Here is a 16,747-nt window from a genome sequence, read left to right on the forward strand (position 1 = left end):
TTTTCAACTGAAAAATACCTAGTATTAGGTATTGAAGTGACTTGTATGTTGATTTATGTTTGTACCAGACATCCAATCTAATTTGAAAAAATTTTAATGCGAGTTTTTTTGGGGTAAAAACTTCTCGCAATTTCAAACCGACTCAATCGAGTCGGTTTTTTTATTTATCATCGTCAATGATATCCATCTGAGGTTTTCTGAAAGTTTTCTTGTTTGCAATATTACGTTCTAAAGACAATAATAATGAAGGAAGCAATAGTAAGTTTGATAACATAGCGAAAAGCAAAGCTGCCGAAACAAGTCCGCCTAAGGCGACAGTTCCTCCAAAACTCGAAATCATGAAAACAGAGAAACCAAAGAATAAAACGATAGAAGTGTAAAACATACTTACCGCGGTTTCTCTTAAAGTTGGATAAACCGATCGTCTGATTTTCCAATTATTCGCCTTCAATTCTTGTCGATATTTTGCTAAAAAGTGAATTGTATCATCAACACTAATTCCAAAAGCAATACTAAAGACTAAAATTGTTGAAGGTTTTATTGGTATTCCAATATAACCCATCATGCCAGCTGTCATGATTAAAGGTAATAAGTTTGGCAGGAGTGAAATCAAAATCATACGGAATGACCTGAACATCCACGCCATAAATAATGCGATAAGCAAAATCGCCAAACCTAGAGATAAAAGTAAATTATTAACCAAGTAATAAGTCCCTTTTTGGTAGATTAAAGCTTTCCCAGTGAGGCTAACGTTATAACGATCTGGCGGAAATATTTTGTCAATTTCAGGCAGTAATCTTTCTTCTATTTTTTCAATTTCATCAGTTCCTATATCTTGCATAAAAACCGTCATACGTGCAAATTGCCCAGTAGAATCAACATAAGATGTGGTGCTACTTTGCCCTTCTCCTTCTGATAAACTTTTAAGGTAAGGCATCATAAAATTACGCTCACCACGTGTTGGCAATTGGTAATATTTTTCTTTACCGTTATAATATGCTTGTTTAGAATACTTAGCTAAATTAACGACAGATAGAGGTTTTGAAAGTTCTTCAATATCATTAAGCTCACTTTCTAAACGTTCCATTTTCTTAAGTGTTGAAAGTTTAACAACACCATTCTTCTTTTTAGTATCTATCATAATCTCAAGTGGCAAAACACCTTCAAATTCTTTCTCAAAAAATTTGAGATCCTGGAAAAATTCAGCCTTTTGTGGCATGTCTTCCAAAATGCTTCCTGAAACTTTTATTTTATAAATACCTATAACACTCAACACCAAAATGGCAACTGTCACAAAATAAATTGTCACTCGTCTAAATCTTACCATTTTTACAATCCAATCAACAAAACCTCCTATCCATTGCTTGCCAAGATGTTTTAAATGTTTCTCCCTAGGCGGTGGCATGTAGCTGTAAATAATTGGAATAATCAATAAGCTCAACACAAAAATGGTGACGATATTAATTGAAGCCAGAATACCAAACTCCATTAACAGTTCACTTCCAGTAAGTACAAATGTTATGAATCCTGAAGCTGTCGTTAAGTTTGTCATCAAAGTAGCATTACCAACTTTTGTGATTACACGTTGTAAAGATTTGGCTTGGTTGCCATGTTTTTTAATTTCTTGTTGATATTTATTAATCAAGAAAATACAATTCGGAATACCAATAATAATAACCAACGGCGGTATGACCGCAGTGAGCACCGTAATCTCGAAACCGAGCAATCCTATAAAACCAAAAGCCCACATAACACCCACTACAACAGTAAACATGGCAATCAATGTGGCTCTAAAAGATCTGAAAAAGAAAAAGAAAATAAATGAAGTCACAAATAATGCTGCCAAGACAAACCATTGAATTTCTCCAACAATATTTTCTGAATTTAACGTTCTGATGTACGGCATACCGGAAACGTGAATTTCCATTTCAGATGTTGCTTTGAAATCATCGATGAGCGGTATAATTTTATTAACTACAAAATCTTTTCGCAAAGAGGAGTTAACAATACTGTCATGCAAATAAATAGCCGTTTGCACTGTCTGATTATTAGGACTAATAATCAAACCTTTGTAAAACGGTAAATCTTTAATAAGAGTTTGTTGATATTCTTTTAAATCAGCTTCGGTTAAATCTTTACTTTGATCTAAAATAAAATCAAAATCAAATCGCTTAGGATTCTCTTTTTTAACAAGTTTCTGCAGATTATGTATTCCTAAAACTGATTTAACTTCAGGGAATGTTGCAATAGTATCTGCAAGTTTTTTCCATGATTGAAAATGCTTTGGTGTAAAAAGATTTCCATCATTTGTCCCTATCATCATTAAGTTACCATCACTCCCAAAGCGCTTAGTAAATGTTTCAAACTGTTGATTTATTTCAGCATCATCGGGAAGTAAGTTTGCTTCTGTGTAAGAAAAACGCATGTTTTTCCATTGGAGCGCTAGCAAAAAAGTAGCCACTACAAGAAGAACAATGATAAGAATTCGGTTCCTTAAAATAGAACTTGCAAGCGTGTTCCAAAAACCAGTGCTGAAAAGCTTTTGCATAATCTGAATTTAAAATTTACAAATGTATAAAACACGATGATATTTTCCGCTTAAAATCAAAGCTTTAGATAAAATGTAAATTTGAAAGATACGTTGTCTTCAAATTTAGGTAAATGATAAGCTCCATAGCGATAAGCAAGACTTAAACCAAAACCAAATATAACGTTATTAAGTTCGACTGCAGCCTCATTATAAACCTTATCAATCGTTTTAAATTCAATTTCTTGATGTTTAAATTTATCTAAAAAATCACCTACTGCATGTCGACTGATCAATACCAATTGCGGTTGCATAAAACGATTAATACGATAACTAGGAAAATAATGTTTGAAGTGTAATGTTGCTTGTCTTGAGCTGAAAAATTCGTTGAAATACATGGTTTCAAAACTTTTAACACCTGCCACTGAAAAACGATTAACGATTTTTTCTTTATTCGGACTGTTAGGTAAAGCATGAAAAGCATGCGTAATTGGTAAATCGCCAAAACCGATGTTTCCTTCCAAATTAAGTTCAGAAGTGTGATTATTAATATGTTGATAGATGTAATCAAATTTAGCGCTCACTTTGGTAAAGCTCAAATCACTATTAAAAACATCAGAAAAACTTTGCTCAACTTGTGCACTTATTGTTGGTGAGTTTTCACTTTGCAAAAACACACGATCATCTATAGAAAGATGAGTTGAATTTGGTGTCCATCTCAAACCAAACTTAGCAGTAGAGAGTTTGTAATCTTTCAATATTCCGTCTGAACTTTCAAATTGATAAGGCCTTGTTTGTTCAATTTCACTTCTTTCAAAACGAAGCTCAGTCATAATCTTTGGTGAAAAATTATGCTGAATATCAAGACCAACAGTTTTGTATTTATAAAAATAAGTGATATTAACCAAGCGTGGTTCGAAGAGTGAATAAGCGCGCTGATCAGTCATATATTTATTGGTCCCAACTTCGTTAATGTCCTGTGCATAATCAACATTCAGCCAAGTATTGGTTTCTTTATTTAATAAAGCACCTCCGCTAAAACCATGCTTGAAACTAGCATCTTTCGTTCCGTAAGCCACGTAAGTCCCTAAACGAAAACGATCAGAAAAGCGTGAGTTTGTTTGAAAACCAAGACCAAATCTAAATCCTTCGTAATTGTTTAATTTCACAAGTCTTTTTAAATCAACATCAGCGAAATTGATAGGAAAAAAACCGCGTTTAAAAGCATTGCGCCTTCTTAATCGGGAGCTTAAATTGTTATTTGAGACGTAATCAGAAACATATTGACCAGACTTTGGCGCTTCAGTCATAAACTCATAAGCAATATTTTGCCATAAATTAATTTCTTTTGGCTTCCCTGAGTAAAATTTAGTTTGAACGATTGTGTTATCTGTTGTTTCGTCTAAATCGGAAATATCATCATAAACACGCAAATGTGATAGATAAGCCTGTGGTTCATCAGTAAAACTGCTTTGCTGGATTTCCCCAAGTTTAATTGAACCACCAAAAAAAGAAAGCTTTTCGCCTCCATATCCTGGCCGTATATATAGTTCTTGACTTAAAGGAAATTGGTTAAAAGACTCAAAAGTTGACATAAAATACAATTGATATTCCGCATCAAAAGACATGGTATAATTTTCAATTGCATCAGTTTTATTATTCATAAAAATTAAGCCTTGCCATGCATATCGACTTTGCCTTGATTTATAAAAAAGTATTGTTTGTCTTTCATCTTGATGTAAAGTGTAAAATTGGTAAGCTCGGTAACGGGTACTTCCTAATGCTGAATAAATTTTGTCTTTTAAGAAATTAATTTTATTTTGAAATAAATTATAACTTACAATATTTTGACGAATCACATTGTAATCAATTTGATCAAAACCATTGATATCGATTTGGTCAATAATCACTTGATCCGTCGAACCTTTATATTTTTTATATTCAGAAGATTTTCTTAAATCGAAAATTAATGAATCATTTTGAGGGTCAATTTTCGTTCGCTCAACAACACGTGATTTAAACTTTAACAATGATGCCTTTAAAATAAGGCTATCAAGTTTGTTTTTTTCTTTATTGCCAAGGATCTTTGGAGAAGAAGAAGGTTTCAAAAAAATCGTGTCTTGTTTTTGATACAAGAAATTGACATCTTGGTAAAAAGCAGCTTTAATAGTAAGACTATCTTTAAACTTTTTACCAAAAAGTAAATCACCATCAAGATTAGATTGATAAACTTGATGGTGTTTTGTGATAAGTATAGCGTTAGCTATTGGTTTTTTGCTCTCAGCATCTATAAGTTTGAGCGTGTCTTTTGATCTTATTTGGCCATGAACTAGTAGGCTTGCAAAAATGAAGCAAAAGACAAAAAATAGTGATTTCAAAAAAGTGATTTTTAAAACTTAAACCGTCATAATCTCTTTGTCTTTAACTTCATAGATCGCATCTATTTTCTCGATATGTCGATCAGTTAGTTTTTGAACATCAGCTTCCACATCTTTCTGTAAATCTTCAGAAAGATCTAATTTTTTAATTTCAGATAAAGCATTTCTTCTATCATTTCGAACACCTACTTTAGCTTCTTCAGCCTCAGCTTTAGCTTGTTTTGACAATTGCATACGACGCTCCTCGGTTAATGGTGGCACATTGATGATCACATGCGTTCCATTATTCATCGGGTTAAAACCTAAATTAGCATTCATAATCCCTTTTTCAATTTCTTGAATCAGTGATTTTTCAAATGGCTGAATAGATAAAGTTCTTGCATCTGGCGTATTGATATTACTCACCTGAGAAAGTGGCGTCTGTGAACCATAATATTCTATTTTCACAGAATTAAGCATCGTTGGGTTAGCTTTACCAGCCCTGATGTTCATCAATTGTTTTTCTAAATGTGTTATAGCGTTTTGCATAGCTTCTTCAGCACTATCCAAAACAAAATCTACATCTTCGTTCATAAAATTTTATTTAAAGATTCACTTTTGTTCCTATATTTTTACCTGAAATCAATTTATGGAGATTTCCGCTTGTATTCATATCAAACACAATAATTGGCAACTTATTTTCTTGACTCAATGTAAAAGCAGTTGTATCCATCACTTTTAAGCCACGCTTAAGAACATCATCAAAAGTAATTGCATCAAATTTTGTTGCATCTTGATTTTGTTCAGGGTCAGAAGTGTAAATTCCATCCACACGTGTTCCTTTTAAAATAACATCAGCTTCTATTTCAATAGCGCGTAAAACAGCTGCCGAATCTGTTGTAAAGTATGGATTACCTGTCCCTCCTCCAAAAATAACAACACGTCCTTTTTGCATGTGTCTCATCGCTTTTCTTCTGATAAAAGGCTCAGCAACTTCATTGATTTTTACGGCAGACTGAAGACGAGTTTCCATACCAGCATCTTCACAAGCGCTTTGCAAGGCAAGGCCATTAATCACTGTTGCCAACATGCCCATGTGGTCACCTTGAACACGATCCATTCCTTTACTTGCTCCAGCAACACCTCTAAAAATATTGCCACCTCCAATAACGACTGCAACTTCAACACCTTGGTCTACAACTGATTTGATTTCTTCAGCATAGTCTTTTAATCGTTCAGGATCAATGCCATATTGACGATCGCCCATTAAAGCTTCTCCAGAAAGTTTAAGTAATATTCTTTTGTATTGCATAAGTTTATAATGTGTTGCAAATATATGGATATTCTTTATTGGATAAAGCAATGTCATTTGATTTTTAACAAGAAGTAAGAATCATTTGTTAAACAGCAATTTAAATCATAAAAAAACTGCTTTAAGCAGAAGCCTAAAGCAGTTTTATATATTTCAAGTAAAAATGATTTTACACCAATGCTACTCTTTCAAAAGCGACAACTTTAGCGTCATCACCAACAGTTTTTACGTGCTGTGCAATTGAAATTTTGTTATCTTTGATAAAAGCTTGGTTTACCAAAGTGTTATCTTTAAAGTAACGTTTGATCTTTCCTTGCGCAATTTTATCTAGCATATCTTCTGGCTTACCTTCTTGTCTTAACTGATCTTTTGCAATTTCGATTTCTTTTTCGACAGTTGTTTGATCAACACCTTCTTCATCAAGTGCAACAGGATTCATAGCAGCAGCTTGCATAGAAACATCTTTAGCCACTTCTTCAGCTTTTTCGCCAGCTTTAGACAAACCAGTTAAAACAGCAATTTTATTTCCAGCGTGGATGTATGAACCTACAAACTCAGCTTCTAAAGCTCTGAAATCTCCGATTTCAAGCTTCTCACCGATCACACCTGTTTGCTCTATTAATTTCTCTTCAACACTTAATCCATCAATATCAGCCTTTAAAAGCTCATCTTTTGAATTTGTGTTTAAAGCTATTTCAGCAAGTTGAGTTGCTAAGCTAACAAAGCTATCATTTTTAGCAACGAAGTCAGTTTCACAGTTTAATGAAACGATAACACCTTTATTGTTGTCAGCATTGACTTTTGCGATAACAGCACCTTCTGAAGATTCACGGTCAGCTCTTTTAGCAGCAACCTTTTGACCTTGCTTACGAAGAACTTCTACTGCTTTATCAAAATCGCCTTCAGCTTCTACTAAAGCTTTTTTGCAATCCATCATACCTGCTCCGGTAGATTTTCTTAATTTATTTACTTCTGCAGCGGTTATTTTAGACATAATATTTTAATTTAAAAAAAGTCGTAAAGAAACTCACCTTAAGAAAGAAACTAAACGACTTTTAAATTGTCAAACAATTTTATTTTATTTTTCTTCTTTAGATGAATTAGCTTTATCTAAGGTTTCCTTTTTAGATTCAAGTTTAACCTCTTTTTTAGCTTCTTTCATATCTTTTTTGTCTTCAGGATCTTGAGAAGGAACTTCAGCTTTAGCTTTTGCTTCTTCTTTAGCTTTCGCTTCCTCTTTTTCCTTTTTCAACTCAGCCTTTTTTTCAGCGGCTTTAGCTTTAGCATCATGACGTTCTTGAACGCCTTCAACGATTGCGTCTGACATATAAGAAACCACTTTTTGAATAGATTTAGAAGCATCGTCGTTAGCTGGCACTGCGTAATCAACATCTCTTGGGTTAGAGTTTGTATCGATCATTGCAAAAACAGGAATGTTTAATTTTTGAGCTTCCTTAACAGCGATGTGCTCTCTTAAAGTGTCAACAACAAAAAGTGCTGCTGGTAATCTTGTCATATCAGAAATAGAACCTAAGTTCTTTTCTAATTTAGCACGCATACGGTTCACTTGAAGTTGTTCTTTCTTTGATAAAGAGTCGAAAGAACCGTCTTTTTTCATTTTGTCAACAGCAGCCATTTTCTTAACTGACTTTCTGATTGTAACAAAGTTAGTTAACATACCACCTGGCCATCTTTCTGTGATGTAAGGCATGTTAGCTTTTTTAGCTTCGTCAGCAACGATTTCTTTTGCTTGCTTTTTAGTTGCAACAAACAAAATTTTACGTCCACTTCCAGCAATTTTTGCAAGTGCGTCAGCAGTTTCTTGCATTTTTGCTGCAGTTTTATATAAGTTGATGATGTGAATACCATTACGCTCCATATAGATATAAGGCGCCATATTTGGATTCCATCGTCTAGTCAAGTGTCCGAAGTGAACACCTGCATCTAGCAATTCTTTTACTTCTACTTCTTTTGCCATTTTTGTAATAGTTTACGTTCTTGTTTCGAATAGCAACAAATAAGTGGCAAATCAAGTGATTTGGCCTTATTCATTTAGATGCTAAACTAAGCTGAGGCGAACCTCAGGAATACAAAAAACAATTATTTTAAATTTTATGCCGCTATGCAGCAGTACCAATTAACGTTTTGAGAATTGGAATTTCTTTCTTGCTTTCTTCTGACCGAATTTCTTTCTCTCTACCATTCTTGGGTCTCTCATTAAAAGACCTTCTGGTTTTAAGATCGAACGATTCTCAGGATCAAGCTCGCACATTGCGCGAGAAATAGCTAATCTGATCGCTTCTGCTTGACCAGTGATACCACCACCAAAAACATTGATGTTTAAATCAAATTGTCCAGCGTTATCAGTCAATTCTAAAGCTTGATTTACTTTGTAAAGCAAAGGTCCAGTTGTAAAATAATCTGCAGCTTTCTTTTTGTTAATCGTAATCTCACCTTTTCCTTCAGAAAGATAAACTCTAGCTACCGCTGTTTTTCTACGACCAATTTTGTGAATTGTCTCCATTTACACGAGTTCGTTTATGTTAATTTCTTTTGGTTTTTGAGCATCTAAAGTATGCTCTGCATCTGTAAAAACACGTAGATTTCTGAACAATGCAGAACCTAATTTGTTTTTAGGAAGCATTCCTTTTACAGATTTTTCGACAAGTCTTTCTGGGTTCTTATCGAAGATTTCTTGCGCTTTCAAGCTTCTTTGACCTCCTGGATATCCAGTATATCTTAAATACTCTTTAGCGTCCCATTTTTTGCCCGTCAGGTTAACTTTTGCAGCATTGATAACGATAACATTATCACCACAGTCAACGTGAGGTGTAAAGTCTGGCTTGTGCTTTCCTCTCAATAGCTTTGCTACTGCTGAAGACAAGCGTCCAAGCGACTGACCGTCAGCATCTACAACAAGCCACTGTTTATTTACAGTGTTTTTGTTTGCAGAAACTGTTTTGTAACTTAATGTGTCCACACTTAACTTTTTTATTATTAAACATTCCTATTTCCTATTCTGCGTACAAAATAGGCGTGCAAATTTACAATTATAAATTTAGATAGCAAATTGGAATTGAATTTTTATCTTTAAGCCTTCTATTTATCAAGTGGTTAGAAGGCTCAAACCTTTATAAAAAGGCTTAAATCAAAGCTTTTTCTGGTTTCAAAAAACTTTAATTCTTTAAAATAAATCTCAAAAACATATTTTAAGATTCTCAAAATTCAGTTTCTAAATGGAGATGCAAATATAATGTATTTCAAACAGCTTTTAAAACACAAAAAAATCGCTTGAACAATACAAGCGACTTTTAAAATTCAATAAATATTATTGATTACTGATTCAATTCTTTATAAAAAAGCATGAAATCAGCATAACGTTCTGGCGTCAAAATAGCCTTGATTTCTTTTTTAAAATCACCATAAACACGTTTCTTTTGGTTCTTTAAGCCTTTAACTGTGTTTGGATCTGAATTTTCAACTTTTGCTTTTCCGGTATGGAATTTAGCAATTGATCTTTGAAGCTCCTCTGTTTGAACATCAGTTAAATCCATTTTTTGACTGATTTTCTCAGCTTGAACAGTTGCTTCTTTCTGTAAAGCCTGCTTATTAATGTCTTGTGCTTGCGCCGTTATAGATAAAGTAAAAACAGCTACAAGTGTTAATGCAAGTTTGAATATAGATTTCATTTGTATTAATTTTTGCTAAAAATATAAAAAAATTCCGAATAAGTTAGCCAAATCCAATTTTAAACAAGCATTCCTGCCGCAACTGTCTCTTTTGTTGCTTCATCTATCAAGGTGATGCTTCCAGTATTTCGGTTATCGCGATAAGAATCTAACATTAATCGATGTGTTGTTCTGATTTTCACACGTGCAATGTCATTCATCTTTAATGACTTGTCATCTGTATCACGATCATAAGTATTGATATCAATTTTATAAACAACATCTTTAATCATCGCTTTTTGCTCGTTTGACGTGTGTTGAATTGTGTATTTTGTTCTTGGCTTGGCTTGTTCATTATTTAACCAGCAAAGCATCACATCAAATTCTTGTAAAAGTTCTGGTTGATTGTTAGTTTTCACAATCATATCACCTCGACTAATATCAATATCATCTTCTAAAGTCATTGAAATTGACATCGGTGCAAAAGCTTCTCTCACTTCTTTTTCTCCTGCATTGATCGATTTAATTTTCGACGTAAAACCAGAAGGTAAAACCGTAATTTCATCACCAACTCTATAAATTCCGCTTGCGATGCGACCTGCATAACCTCGGTAATCAATAAAGCCTTCGCGCTGTGGTCTTAAAACAGTTTGCACAGCAAATCGCGCATCTATTTTATTTGTATCGCTACTGATATGCATATTTTCAAGCTCACTTAGCATAGGCGAACCCTGAAACCAAGGCATATTTTCAGAACGATTAACGACATTATCACCTAATAATGCGCTGATCGGAATAAAACGAATATCCTTAATTAATAATTTTGATGAGAAAGCCTCAAATTGTTGTCTAATGTCATTGAAAACTTCTTCTTTAAAATCGACTAAGTCCATTTTATTAACACACACAATAATATGCGGAATGTTAAGAAGTGATGCAATAAATGCATGACGTTTGGTTTGCTCAATCACACCATGTCGCGCATCAATCAATATCACTGCTGCATTGGCTGTTGAAGCTCCAGTGACCATATTTCGCGTGTACTGAATATGTCCTGGCGTATCGGCGATGATAAATTTACGCTTTGGTGTTGTAAAGTAGCGATAAGCAACATCAATCGTAATACCTTGCTCACGTTCATCTTTCAGGCCATCTGTAAAAAGCGCCAAGTCAACGCCATCAATACCTTTTTGTTTACTTGTATTTTCTATTGAAGCGAGTTGATCTTCAAAAATTGACTTTGAATCGTATAATAAACGGCCGATCAATGTACTTTTACCGTCATCAACACTACCTGCTGTTGTAAATCTTAAAAGTTGATTTTTATCTATTTCCATTTTGTTTCGTCTTTGTAACTGCGACAGATTACACTGTCATCTATTAATTATTTATGAAAATTTCTTGAGCATATTAACTCTTAGAAATAACCTTCTTTTTTACGATCTTCCATCGCCGTTTCTGATCGTTTATCATCACTTCTGTTTCCGCGTTCAGTTTCTCTCATGGTCGAAACTTCTTCAACAATTTTCTCCATGGTATCTGCATCAGATTCAATTCCGCCAGTAATTGTGATATCACCTAAAGTTCTGAAACGAATTTTTTTCTTAACAATTTCTTCGTTTGGTTCTAATTTTAAAAATTCAGAATTTGGAATCCAAGAGTCATTTCTCCTCACCACTTCTCGTTCGTGCGCTAAATAAAGTGAAGGAATTTCGATACCTTCTTTTGTGAGATAATTCCAAACATCCATTTCTGTCCAGTTTGAAATTGGGAAAGCCCTGAAATGTTCACCTTCAAAATGTTTTCCGTTCAGAAGATTCCATAGTTCTGGGCGTTGGTTTTTGGGATCCCATTGGCCAAAATCATCACGGTGAGAGAAAAAACGTTCTTTAGCTCTTGCTTTTTCTTCATCACGTCGACCTCCTCCGATTGCACAATCAATTTTGTGTTCTTCAATTGTATCTAAAAGTGTTGTAATCTGCAAAGCGTTTCGCGTTGCATTTTTACCTTTTTCTTCAGCCACACGGCCTTTATCAATTGATTCTTGTACAGAACCAACAATCAATCTTACACCAAGTTTTTCGACTAAATCATCTCTAAATTTTATGGCTTCAGGAAAGTTATGACCTGTGTCAACATGCATTAAGGCAAATGGAATTTTTGCTGGATGAAAAGCTTTTTTAGCCAAATGTGTGACCAAAATCGAATCTTTTCCGCCTGAAAATAAAATCACAGGATTTTGAAATTGTGCCCAAACCTCTCTTAAAATATAGATAGCTTCAGACTCTAATTCTTCTAAATAATTTAAATAATATGAGCTCATAATAATTGTTTCTAGATGAGAGTGTTGATATGGTTTAAGATTTCTTCAACCGCTTGATCAACAGTTTTTTCTTCAGTTTTAATATGTATATCAGGATTTTTTGGTGCATCATAAGGTGCTTCAATTCCTGTAAAATTTTTGATTTCTCCGGCTCTTGCTTTTTTATAAAGGCCTTTAACATCACGGCGTTCACATTCTTCAAGACTTGTGTCAACGAAAACTTCGATAAAATCTTTTTCACCGATAATATTTTTCACAAGATCTCTATCTTTATAAGTTGGTGAAACAAATGCAGCAACAGTGATGTTTCCTGCATCGACAAAAAGCTTGGCAACCTCAGCAATGCGCCTCAGGTTTTCGTAACGATCTGCTTTAGTAAAACCTAAACCTTTGTTGATTCCGCTTCTGATATTATCGCCATCAAGACTGTAAACTTGTTTGTTTTTTTCAAATAAAGCAGCTTCAACTTTATTAGCAATTGTTGATTTTCCTGATCCCGATAAACCTGTAAACCACAACACAAATGATTTGTGCTGATTTCTGTTATTGCGTTTTTCGCGGGTTAAATCGTAATGATGTATTGTGATATTTTCACTCATGATAAAGCGCTGACATGAAAGTATGAATTCAATAAATTTTCTCTATTATATAGCATTTCTTGATCAGTATCAAGATCGATGACTGATAAACCGACAGCTTTGCAAATTGCTTGCCCAGCAGCTGTGTCCCACTCCATTGTTGGTGCGTAACGTGGATAAACATCGGCTTTACCTTCAGCAACTAAACAAAATTTTAAAGAACTTCCTTTTGAAACGATTTCGACATCTTTATTGTAAGTCGATTTTAATTTCTCTATAAAATCTGTCGTATCTTGATTCATATGTGAGCGACTCCCAACAACTTCAATTTTATCTGAAGCCTTTTTAGGCGAAAGTTTTTCAATCGAACTCAAGACTTCATCTAAATTATAAACCCCAGGAACCTCAACTTTAAAAGCAGAATTATTTTCAACATCACCAACATAAAGTTCACGTTTAGCAGGAACGTAAATGACACCAAAAACAGTTTTTTGCTCTTTAATTAAAGCGATATTGACAGTAAACTCACCATTCTTTTTGATAAATTCTTTTGTGCCATCTAAAGGATCAACGATCCAACAAGCTTTCCATTTTTTTCTTTCTTCATAATCAATTGCCTTGTTTTCTTCACTGATAATCGGATATTCAGTTTGCTCCAAAAAATCCATGATCACCGTATTTGCACGTTGGTCTGCGATTGTTAAGGGAGAATTATCATCCTTCTTTTCGACGATAATTTCATCTTGATAAACTTGCATAATCTTCTCGCCTGCTTCAATTGAAGCCCTAATAGCCAGCTCTTTATGATGTTCCATTGATTGGTTTTGTTTTTATGAATTGACAAAAGTATGTAATTTCTATTGAATTAGTAGACTATTCAAAATAAAGTCTTTTAGAAATCTATTTTTTATGGCTGATCACTTAAAAAAACTCATTAACAGAGAATGAAAAATAATTCAATTTTCTTATGAAAAACATCTACATTTACACTAAAATCATTTCGTAAATGTGGTACTCACAATCGGCTAAGGACGTCCTTCAAAAATTAAAAACTGATGTTCAACAAGGTTTGTCTCCTGAAGAAGTTGAGAAAAGGCTTGAGAAGTATGGCCTTAATAAATGGCGCGAACAGAAAAGCAGGAGCATCTTAACCATGCTGAAAGATCAGCTCAATGATGCGCTTATTTTTGTTTTGTTAGGCGCTGTTCTTATCACATCGTTTATGGGTGAATATGTTGATGCGATCATCATCATGCTTGTTATTTTTATCAATGCAAGTTTAGGGATCATCCAAGAGATAAAAGCCGGGAAAGCAATTGAAGATTTACACAAATTGGCTTCTCCAAAAGCTTTGGTCCGCAGAAACGGAAAAGTTAGTGAGGTTAATACAGATCAATTAGTTCCTGGTGATATAGTGATTTTGGAAACTGGCCGATTGATTCCTGCTGATTTAAGATTAATCGAATCAATAAATCTACAAGTAGAAGAATCAGCATTGACAGGTGAATCTGTTTCTGCCAATAAAAAAGCAGATGAAATATTTAAGGATGAAAACATCCCGCTTGGTGATCAACAAAACATGGTTTTTATGTCAACCTTAGTCACTTATGGTCGCGGAGTTGGCGTCGTGGTTTCTACAGGTGAAGATACAGAAGTTGGAAAAATTGCAGAAGAAATTAATACGGATGAAGCTAAAACACCTTTAGAAAAAAGATTAGACGAACTTGGTAAAGTACTTGGAAAAATAGCTGTTGCAGTTTGTGTTCTTATTTTCATTATCGGTTATTTTCAGGGAAGAGATTTAGCAGAATTATTTCTCACCGCAGTTTCTCTTGCTGTCGCTTCAATTCCTGAAGGCCTTGCAGCTATTGTCGCTGTTGTTTTATCGGTTGGTGTGACCAAAATGTCCAAACAAAATGCAATTATTAAGCGTTTACCTGCCGTTGAAACTTTAGGCTCTGTCAATATCATTTGCAGTGATAAAACAGGAACATTGACGCAAAATAAAATGACAGTCACCTCCTATTTTACATTATCTCATAACATTCAAGAAGTTGATCAGAAAAAAAATGATGAGCATTCAAAGCTTTTAGCTAAAGCAATGTTTTTATGCTCTGACGCAACTTTAGAAGGAGATAAAAGCTCAGGCGACCCAACAGAAATTGCTTTACTCAGTTTCGCTGATGACTTAAATTTAAATCGTATCGAAATTAGCGAGCAATCAAAACGCCTTGATGAGCTACCGTTTGATTCTGATCGAAAAATGATGTCGGTTGTCGTTGAGAATAATGATCAAAAACGCATTTACACTAAAGGTGCTATTGATCGACTTTTACCAAAATGTACGCATGTACTTATTGATAATCAAGTTTTAGAAATAAATGAGCAACACAAATCTGAAATAGAAGAAAGCATTCATCAACTTTCATCACAAGCATTAAGAACACTAGCATCTGCATACAAGGATATATCAGAGATTCCATCAAAAGATGAATGGGAAGAAAATCTGGTTTTTATTGGACTAGTCGGTATGATTGATCCCCCACGTGAGGAAGTTAAGCCCGCAATTGCTAAAGCAAAAGCAGCAGGCATCACAACATTGATGATTACTGGCGATCATGCTGAAACTGCTTTTGCTATTGCAAAAGATTTAAAGATTGCTAAAAACATATCCCAAACGATTACTGGTCAAGGTTTAGATAAAATTGATTCAGATAAGCTTCAACATCAAATTAAAGACTATCGTGTTTTCGCAAGGGTTTCACCACAACATAAAGTTGCGATTGTCAAAGCCTTAAAAGCCGAAGGTAATATCGTTTCGATGACGGGTGATGGTGTTAATGATGCGCCATCATTGAGTAATGCAAATATTGGTGTTGCCATGGGAATTACTGGAACTGATGTTTCAAAAAGTGCATCTGATATGATTTTAACAGATGATAATTTTGCGACAATTGTCACTGCTGTTGAGCAAGGTCGAAACATCTATAGCAACATTAAAAAGTCAGTTATTTTTCTTTTAACCAGCAATATTGGAGAAGTTGTCACCATGCTTGTCACAATTTTAGCAGGAATGCCAGCCCCATTAATTGCAACGCAGCTGTTATGGATTAATTTATTAACTGACTCCTTACCGGCTATTGCTTTAGGAATGGATCCAAGCTCTGATGATGTGATGACGCATAAACCAAGACCTGCAAACGAAAGCTTCTTTGCTCATAAGCAAGGTTCTCGTGCAATTTTAGGTGGTTCATTGATTGGCTTTTTAACAATTGGCGCATATTGGTTTGGGTTTTATGAACATGGCTATTCACCTTTTGATGAAAATATACCTGAGGATATTTTAAGTTACGCACGCACAATGGCGTTTATGAGTTTAATCGCTTCTCAATTATTCTATTCCTTAGCATTTAGACATTATCGAAAATCTATTTTTCAAATCGGTATTTTCTCTAATAAATATTTAACTGGTGCAATTATTATTGGTTTTCTTCTTCAGGTACTCGTTTTAGAAATTCCTGTTTTGCAAGAAGCTTTTAAACTTCAGAGTTTAGATGCCGCTGGTTGGGCTATGGCAATTGGCTTAGGTTTGGTTCCTTTAATCGTCAATGAAATTATAAAACTATATCATAGATCTCAAAGTCGTTAATTATGAAGTGGATTTTCTTACTTGTTGCAATTTTATTTGAAAGCATCGCGACAACAGCTCTAAAATACTCAAATGGTTTTACAGAATGGAAACCAACTGTCATAATGATTATCGGTTATTTATTTTCATTTTATTTTTTAGCTTTAACATTAAAAGATATCCCGATGGGAATTGCATATGCAATATGGAGCGCAGTTGGAATTATCTTGATTTCAGGCATTGGATATTTTAAATTTCAACAAAATCTTGACATTCCTGCCATTATCGGGATTTCCTTAATTGTTATCGGTGTTCTAGTTATTCAAATATTTTCAAAAACTACTGCTGTTTAAT

The 16,747-nt window shown here is 34.2% G+C and carries 15 protein-coding genes; 2 read left to right on the forward strand and 13 right to left on the reverse strand.

Features of this window, described 5'->3' with window-relative positions; all coding sequences use genetic code 11:
- Positions 1–160 precede the first annotated feature (160 nt).
- The 13 genes from BLV84_RS00725 to cysQ form a co-directional block, all read right to left on the reverse strand.
- Positions 161–2,548, reverse strand: a complete 2,388-nt coding sequence (locus BLV84_RS00725; protein WP_093238000.1) for an efflux RND transporter permease subunit — start codon at positions 2,546–2,548, stop codon at positions 161–163.
- 56 nt (positions 2,549–2,604) lie between these two features.
- On the reverse strand, positions 2,605–4,905 hold the full coding sequence (locus BLV84_RS00730; RefSeq protein ID WP_093238003.1) for a DUF5686 family protein: 2,301 nt from the start codon (positions 4,903–4,905) through the stop codon (positions 2,605–2,607).
- Positions 4,906–4,923: 18 nt separating this feature from the next.
- Entirely contained in the window at positions 4,924–5,478 is a 555-nt protein-coding gene (frr, locus tag BLV84_RS00735; RefSeq protein ID WP_093238007.1) for a ribosome recycling factor, read from the reverse strand.
- Positions 5,479–5,488: 10 nt separating this feature from the next.
- On the reverse strand, positions 5,489–6,196 hold the full coding sequence (gene pyrH, locus BLV84_RS00740; protein ID WP_093238010.1) for a UMP kinase: 708 nt from the start codon (positions 6,194–6,196) through the stop codon (positions 5,489–5,491).
- 169 nt (positions 6,197–6,365) lie between these two features.
- The gene (tsf, locus tag BLV84_RS00745) at positions 6,366–7,190 is read right to left on the reverse strand and encodes a translation elongation factor Ts (protein ID WP_093238013.1); all 825 of its coding nucleotides are present in this window, start codon (positions 7,188–7,190) and stop codon (positions 6,366–6,368) included.
- An 84-nt stretch (positions 7,191–7,274) separates the two neighbouring features.
- On the reverse strand, positions 7,275–8,174 hold the full coding sequence (gene rpsB, locus BLV84_RS00750) for a 30S ribosomal protein S2 (protein ID WP_093238015.1): 900 nt from the start codon (positions 8,172–8,174) through the stop codon (positions 7,275–7,277).
- A 159-nt stretch (positions 8,175–8,333) separates the two neighbouring features.
- Complete coding sequence (gene rpsI / locus BLV84_RS00755) at positions 8,334–8,720, reverse strand: 30S ribosomal protein S9 (RefSeq protein ID WP_093238018.1); 387 nt, start codon at positions 8,718–8,720, stop codon at positions 8,334–8,336.
- Entirely contained in the window at positions 8,721–9,176 is a 456-nt protein-coding gene (gene rplM / locus BLV84_RS00760; RefSeq protein WP_093238021.1) for a 50S ribosomal protein L13, read from the reverse strand.
- A 355-nt stretch (positions 9,177–9,531) separates the two neighbouring features.
- Complete coding sequence (locus BLV84_RS00765) at positions 9,532–9,885, reverse strand: hypothetical protein (RefSeq protein WP_093238024.1); 354 nt, start codon at positions 9,883–9,885, stop codon at positions 9,532–9,534.
- A 59-nt stretch (positions 9,886–9,944) separates the two neighbouring features.
- Positions 9,945–11,201 carry a sulfate adenylyltransferase subunit 1 gene (locus tag BLV84_RS00770; RefSeq protein WP_093238027.1) on the reverse strand — a complete coding sequence of 419 codons (1,257 nt, stop codon included), beginning with the start codon at positions 11,199–11,201 and terminating at the stop codon, positions 9,945–9,947.
- 80 nt (positions 11,202–11,281) lie between these two features.
- Positions 11,282–12,187: a sulfate adenylyltransferase subunit CysD gene (cysD, locus tag BLV84_RS00775; protein ID WP_093238030.1), complete on the reverse strand. Its 906-nt coding sequence runs from the start codon at positions 12,185–12,187 to the stop codon at positions 11,282–11,284.
- Between the two features lie 11 nt (positions 12,188–12,198).
- The gene (gene cysC, locus BLV84_RS00780) at positions 12,199–12,786 is read right to left on the reverse strand and encodes an adenylyl-sulfate kinase (protein WP_093238033.1); all 588 of its coding nucleotides are present in this window, start codon (positions 12,784–12,786) and stop codon (positions 12,199–12,201) included.
- The gene (cysQ, locus tag BLV84_RS00785; RefSeq protein WP_093238036.1) at positions 12,783–13,580 is read right to left on the reverse strand and encodes a 3'(2'),5'-bisphosphate nucleotidase CysQ; all 798 of its coding nucleotides are present in this window, start codon (positions 13,578–13,580) and stop codon (positions 12,783–12,785) included. The genes cysC and cysQ overlap by 4 nt, the downstream gene beginning before the upstream one ends.
- A 191-nt stretch (positions 13,581–13,771) precedes the next feature.
- Here cysQ and BLV84_RS00790 point away from each other — a divergent pair, with 191 nt between their 5' ends.
- Together BLV84_RS00790 and BLV84_RS00795 are read left to right on the forward strand one after the other, a co-directional pair.
- Entirely contained in the window at positions 13,772–16,414 is a 2,643-nt protein-coding gene (locus BLV84_RS00790; protein ID WP_093238039.1) for a calcium-translocating P-type ATPase, PMCA-type, read from the forward strand.
- A gap of 2 nt (positions 16,415–16,416) precedes the next feature.
- Positions 16,417–16,746, forward strand: coding sequence for a DMT family transporter (locus BLV84_RS00795; protein ID WP_093238042.1), 330 nt, complete (start codon positions 16,417–16,419; stop codon positions 16,744–16,746).
- Position 16,747: the final 1 nt, after the last annotated feature.

It is taken from the genome of Psychroflexus halocasei (assembly GCF_900107595.1).
GTDB lineage: Bacteria > Bacteroidota > Bacteroidia > Flavobacteriales > Flavobacteriaceae > Psychroflexus > Psychroflexus halocasei.